At 71.7% G+C, this 5,538-nt stretch carries 5 protein-coding genes and 1 rRNA gene; 3 read left to right on the forward strand and 3 right to left on the reverse strand.

Translation table 11 applies throughout. The features are described from left to right. Positions 1 to 92 (reverse strand): 16S ribosomal RNA (locus tag ACFVX9_RS34225); the annotation flags it as partial. A 585-nt stretch (positions 93 to 677) separates the two neighbouring features. Beyond that, positions 678 to 1,682: a stage II sporulation protein M gene (locus tag ACFVX9_RS34230; RefSeq protein WP_063349146.1), complete on the reverse strand. Its 1,005-nt coding sequence runs from the start codon at positions 1,680 to 1,682 to the stop codon at positions 678 to 680. Between the two features lie 293 nt (positions 1,683 to 1,975). On the opposite strand from ACFVX9_RS34230, the gene ACFVX9_RS34235 reads away from it, so the two are divergent. Next, positions 1,976 to 2,989, forward strand: coding sequence for an RDD family protein (locus ACFVX9_RS34235; RefSeq protein ID WP_387985578.1), 1,014 nt, complete (start codon positions 1,976 to 1,978; stop codon positions 2,987 to 2,989). A 43-nt stretch (positions 2,990 to 3,032) separates the two neighbouring features. Here ACFVX9_RS34235 and ACFVX9_RS34240 read toward each other — a convergent pair whose 3' ends face one another. After that, complete coding sequence (locus tag ACFVX9_RS34240) at positions 3,033 to 3,683, reverse strand: hypothetical protein (RefSeq protein ID WP_350886472.1); 651 nt, start codon at positions 3,681 to 3,683, stop codon at positions 3,033 to 3,035. Positions 3,684 to 3,794: 111 nt separating this feature from the next. Here ACFVX9_RS34240 and ACFVX9_RS34245 point away from each other — a divergent pair, with 111 nt between their 5' ends. Together ACFVX9_RS34245 and ACFVX9_RS34250 are read left to right on the forward strand one after the other, a co-directional pair. Then, positions 3,795 to 4,307, forward strand: a complete 513-nt coding sequence (locus ACFVX9_RS34245; RefSeq protein WP_380380942.1) for a SigE family RNA polymerase sigma factor — start codon at positions 3,795 to 3,797, stop codon at positions 4,305 to 4,307. After that, a complete protein-coding gene (locus tag ACFVX9_RS34250) occupies positions 4,304 to 5,389 on the forward strand; it encodes a hypothetical protein (protein WP_387985583.1) in 1,086 nt (361 codons plus the stop codon). The genes ACFVX9_RS34245 and ACFVX9_RS34250 overlap by 4 nt, the downstream gene beginning before the upstream one ends. Positions 5,390 to 5,538 lie beyond the last annotated feature (149 nt).

The raw sequence follows: 5,538 nt of genomic DNA on the forward strand, positions 1-5,538 counted from the left end.
CTGATCCACCCCGAAGGGCTTCACCGTTCGACTTGCATGTGTTAAGCACGCCGCCAGCGTTCGTCCTGAGCCAGGATCAAACTCTCCGTGAATGTTTACTCGGCCCCACATTGAAGGAGGCCGGTCGACACCCGCGTTGAGCGGCACGGCAACCACCGGAATAGGGCGGTCCCGCGCACTGCGTCCTCGCTAGTGTTTTACTTCAAAAGGAATCTCCAACCCCAGAAGAATCTGAGGCCGGGGATGTCAACATATCTGGCGTTGACTTTTGGCACGCTGTTGAGTTCTCAAGGAACGGACACTTCCTTCGGACCGCCTTCCAGCGGGCCCTCCGGGCGCTTCGTTCTTTCGTGTTTCCAGCTTATCAGATCCTCGCGGCCGTTCTTACCGGCTTCGTTTCTCCGAATTCCCGCTGGCGGGATTTCCTTCGAACTTCGCTCCGAAGCTTATCAAAGCTTTCGGTGTGCTCAGTCCGCGGGATTTTGCCTGGTCGAAGGATGCGCATTCATAAAACGCGCTCACCTCGATTTGGCGGTGTCGTAGACACTAACGCCCGGGACTGACCGTTGTCCAGTCTGTCCCAACCGTTCAAACCTACTAGCCCACCCTCACCACGTCAATGGTTTGGTCGGGATGCGAGAAGAGTACCAGGTCAGAGGCGTGTGGATCACCTCGCCTCAGGCCGCGACGGGTTGCAGATCCGCCCGATCGGCCGCGTCCAGATCACCGACTTCGCCGGCCTCGGCGGCCTTTCGGCCCCACACCAGCGCGTAGAGGAGGAATGCCGCCTCGGCCAGCACGCCGATCGAGATGCGCGCCCAGGTGGGCAGTCCGGAAGGGGTGACGAACGCTTCGAGTACACCGGAAACGGCCAGCACCGTCGCGAGGCCGATGGACATGCCGATGATGGAGCGGCCCTGTTCGGCCAGGGCCGTTCCACGGGTGCGCGGGCCGGGGTCGATGACCGTCCAGCCGAGGCGCAGGCCGAGGCCGCCGGCCACGAACACCGCGGTCAGCTCCAACAGGCCGTGCGGGATGAGCAGGCCGAGGAAGACGTCGAGTCGCCCGGCGGAGGCCATCAGCCCGACGCCGACACCGAGGTTGACCACGTTGGTCCACATCACCCAGAGCACCGGGAGACCCAGCGCGATCCCGAACAGCAGGCACTGCACGGCGATCCAGGCGTTGTTCGTCCAGACCTGTGCGGCGAACGAACTCGCCGGGCGGTCCGAGTAGTACGACTCGTACTGCCCGCCCGGGCGGGTCATCTCCCGCAGGTGATCCGGAGCGACCAGGCTGTTGCGGACCTCGGGGTGGGTGGCCATCCACCAGGCGAGCACCGCAGTGGCCAGCAGCGAGACGACCGCGACCGGCACCCACCAGCGGCGCGCGCGGTACAGCGCGGCCGGGAAGCTCACCGTGTAGTACCGGGCGACGTCGTGCCAGCCGCTGCTGCGCGATCCGGTCACCGCGCTGCGCGCCCGCGAGACCAGGCCGGTCAGCCGGCTGAGCAGGGCCGGGTCCGGTGCGGCGGCCTGGACCTTGGCCAGGTGGCCGGTGGCGCGCTGGTACAGGGTGACCAGTTCGTCGGCCTCCTCCCCGCTGAGCCGGCGCCGTCGGGCGAGGGCGTCCAGCCGTGCCCACTCCCCCTGGTGGGTGGCGACGAAGACGTCCAGGTCCATTCGGCGGCTCCATGGTCGGCGGTGGGCGCGAGGGGCCCGGTCGCGGGCGGGCGGACGGGCGGGTACGTACGGACACGCGCGGCCCAGCATGCCAGGAGCGGTGGGCACCCCGGCCGCCGGGATCTCACTTCCCGTGCGGCCACCGGGCGCCGTATGTTTGCGGCTGCGGATCAGACTGCGGAGAGCAGGTCGTGGGGGTCGGTCCGGGTGACGTCCCTCCCCTCGTCCGTGCCGCCCTCGGCGGCCTCCATGAGTGAGCTGTACGGCTCCACGAACGTGAACGGACAGGTGTCTTGAGCGACCTGGTGACGGGTGAGGCGGTCGTCCTCGACCTGCAGACGGCGAAGCTTCCCAGCCGGGCGCTGGCGATCACGCTGGACCTGCTCGTGGAGTTCGCCGCCCTGTTCCTGGTCTCGCTCACCCTGAGCGTCGCCCTGATCGGACTGGACGGTGCAGCGCTGGCGGCCACGCTGATCGGGTTGCTGGTGTTCTTCCTGGTGGCCGTGCCGGTGATGGTCGAGACCTTCAGCCACGGGCGCTCGCTCGGCAAGGCCGCGCTCGGCCTGCGGGTGGTGCGCACCGACGGCGGCCCGGTGCGGTTCCGGCACTCGCTGGTGCGCGGGCTGGTCGGCTTCATGGAGCTGGTCGCCATGACCGGCGTGCCAGCGGTGATCACCTCGGCCGTGAACGCGGACGGCAAGCGGCTGGGCGACATCTTCGCCGGGACGGTGGTCGTCCGCGAGCGCACCCCGGGTGGTGGGACGCCGCCCCCGCTGCCGCCCGTGCACCCGCACCTGCTCCAGGCGATGGGCCGGGAGCTGGTCGCGATGGACCTGTCCGCGGTGCCGGAGCCGCTCTGGCTGGCGATCCGCCAACTGCTGGGCCGCATAGGCCAGTTGGACCAGACGGTGGCGCTCCAGATGTCCACCCGGCTGGCCGGCGACCTGGCCGCCCGGACCGGTCACCCGGTGGCGCAGGGGCTGCACCCGGCGGCGTACCTGGGCGCGGTGCTCACCGAGCGCCAGCGCCGGGAGTGGACGCGGGCCCAGGCGCAGTGGCAGCGGACCGCGGCCCCCGCACCCGCCGCGTGGCCGGCTCCCGCACCCCAGCCGCCCACCGCGGACGGCCAGCCGCTGCGCGGCCTCGGCGCTCCGATGACGCCCCCGACGACAGCCGCGGCCCCGGCTGCCCCCTCCTTCGAGAAGCCCGCCCCGCCTGCCGCCGACCGGCCGTCCCCGACACCGGCCCCCGCACCGACCCCGGAACCGACCCCCGGCACCGACACCGGCTTCGCGCCGCCCGCCTAGACTCCGCGCCCTCGGCCCGCCGCCCGGCCCGCGCAACCCGGGCCTACTCCCCGAACTGCGCCGGCCAGGCGTTCGGCGGCGACGCCAGCTCCTCCAGTTCGATCCCGTCGGCCGCCAGCACCACGTCCCCCGCGAGGTGCACGACCTGCTGCTCGCCGGTCTCCAGATCCGCGACCTGGTACCGCTCGACCAGCAGCGGCCCGGAGTCGGTCTGGTGCGTGTCGACACCCTCCAACAGCCACCCCTGGTCGAAGGTGCGCGGCGCCAGCACCGGTTCGGTGAACGCGACCAGCCGCACCCGCGCGCTCGCCCCCTCCCGCAGCCGCAGCAGCCGGGCGGTGGCGACCAGGAAGGCCGGCGAGCCGCCGGTGAACCCGTGCGCCCGGTCGTGCCCCTCCACGCTGTGCTCGCCGCCCGGGTCCGCCGCGTCCGTCCGGACCCAGGCGACGCCGTCCACCGCGCCGCCGCGCACCTGCCAGCCGCCGGCCCGCAGCTCCATCCGCAGCGGGCGGGCCCGCGAGTCCAGGGTGAGGTCGACGCTGCCGATCACCCGCCCGTCCGGCGCGTAGGTCTTGGAGACGTACCGCCAGCCGGCCGCCCCGGGGGCGCAGCTGAAGCGCTCCTCCCCGAGCAGCACGCGGTCGTGACCCAGAGGAGTCATGGCTGTATGGAGCGAGTACCGGCCGTTGGGCATGCCCGAAAGCCTACGTGCGCATTCGCATGCAACGTTCGGGGCGGGTGCCCGCATTAGGGGGGTGGACGGCGCGCACGAGCGCCGACGACACGAGGGAGAAGGGGGGCGCAGATGGCGAAGCAGGCACGCGACGAGGAGTTCACGGAGTACGTGACTTCCAGGAGCGGCTGGCTGCGCAAGGTCGCCTATCTGCTGTGCGGGGACTGGCACCGCGCGGACGACCTGGTCCAGGAGACCATCACCAAGCTGTACGTGAACTGGTCGCGGGCAGGCCGCATGGAGAACCTGGACGGCTATGCCCGCAGGGTGCTGGTCAACACCTTCCTGGCCGAGCAGCGCACCTCCTGGTGGCGGCGGACCAGCCGGCCGGGCACCGACCTCGACACCGAGTCCGTGCCCGTCGACCTCGACGCCTCGCTGGACCTGCGCCACGCCCTGGCGACGCTGCCGGCCCGCCAACGGGCGGCCGTGGTGCTCCGGTACTACTGCGACCTGACGATCGACCAGGCCGCCGACGCCATGGGCTGCTCGTCGGGCAACGTCAAGAGCCAGAGCTCCCGGGCCCTGGACACCCTCCGCGGCAGGCTCGCCGCCCGCCCCACCGTCGCAGAGAGGACGCCATGACCAGCAAGGATCACCACGACCTCACCGCCCGGCTGACGGCCCTCGCCGACGGGTCGGCGCCACCTGTGCGGTTCGACGCCGACCGCTCGATCGCCGAGGGCACCGCCCGGCTGCGCCGTCGCAAGCGCGCCGCGGTCGGCGCCGTCGCCGCCGTGACGGTGGCGGTGGTGGCGACCACCGCGCTGCTGGCCCCGGGAAGCGGCACCGTCACCCCGACACCGCCGGCGGGGCCCACCTCGAGCACCTCGCCGTCCTCGACGCCGACTCCGACCCCGACCCCGACCCCGACCCCGACCGTGAGCGGCATCGACCCGCTGACCACCGAGGTCCACTTCGGCTGGCTGCCCGACTGGGTGGGCGGCGAGCAGCACATCGGCTACGAGACCGGCTACCACGGCATCTACGCCCAGGCCCGAGGCGCGGGCAAGAACGCTGCCCGCATCAGGCTCTCCCAGTACCCGGCGGGCTCCGAGCCCCCGATGACGGGGGTCAACGTGAAACTCAGCAAGGTCGACGCCGAACCGGTCAACGGACGACCGGCCTACCGGGTGGTCGCCGACCAGCCCGAGAGCTACCAGCCGACGCTGCGCTGGCTGACCCCCGAGGGCCGCTGGGCCGAGGTCAGCGTGGACGGCCAGACGCCCGGGGACGTCACCGACGAAGTCCTCCACAAGGTCGCCACCGGCGTCCGGTTCGGCCACTGGAACGTCCCGCTGCCGGTGCAGTTCACCGGCCTGCCCGAGACGTTCAAGGCCACCGACGTCATGCTCTCGCGTCCGGACCTGGACGGCGTCGGCGCCTGGGACCTGTGGCTGATGTTCCAGGTCGAGGGGAAGAACGTCTCGGTCAGCATGCGGCCGGTCGGGCCGCGCCCGGTCTACACCAGCACGGACGGCTCGCCCTACACCGACCCGCACCCGCCCTTGGAGTCCGTCCAGAACGGGGTGGAGATCTCCATCGGCACCGGAGCCGGCGATCCGCCCTCCCTGGAGCAGCTCGGCGGCCTCCCCTGGATGCTCGCCCACACCAAGGCCCTCGGCCCGGACGCCGCCGACTGGACCACCGACGTCATCGTGCCCTGAACACAGACCGCCGAACGCGCCGGTGGGCGGGAACCCCCCGCCGGGGGGTCGGCCACCCACGTGCCCCCCACCCCCCCCCCCGCCCTTTCCCCCCCCCGCCGGCCAGCACCACCGGGACGCCTCCACCACGTGCTCACCGCAGCAACCGC

The organism is Kitasatospora sp. NPDC058243, assembly GCF_042882025.1.
Lineage (GTDB): Bacteria > Actinomycetota > Actinomycetes > Streptomycetales > Streptomycetaceae > Kitasatospora.

Excerpts from the sequence above, each read along its gene's own strand:
- ACFVX9_RS34230 (WP_063349146.1), bottom strand. The coding sequence starts at position 1,682 with ATGGACCTGGACGTCTTCGTCGCCACCCACCAGGGGGAGTGGGCACGG.
- ACFVX9_RS34250 (WP_387985583.1), top strand. The coding sequence starts at position 4,304 with ATGACCAGCAAGGATCACCACGACCTCACCGCCCGGCTGACGGCCCTC.
- ACFVX9_RS34245 (WP_380380942.1), top strand. The coding sequence starts at position 3,795 with ATGGCGAAGCAGGCACGCGACGAGGAGTTCACGGAGTACGTGACTTCC.
- ACFVX9_RS34240 (WP_350886472.1), bottom strand. The coding sequence starts at position 3,683 with ATGCCCAACGGCCGGTACTCGCTCCATACAGCCATGACTCCTCTGGGT.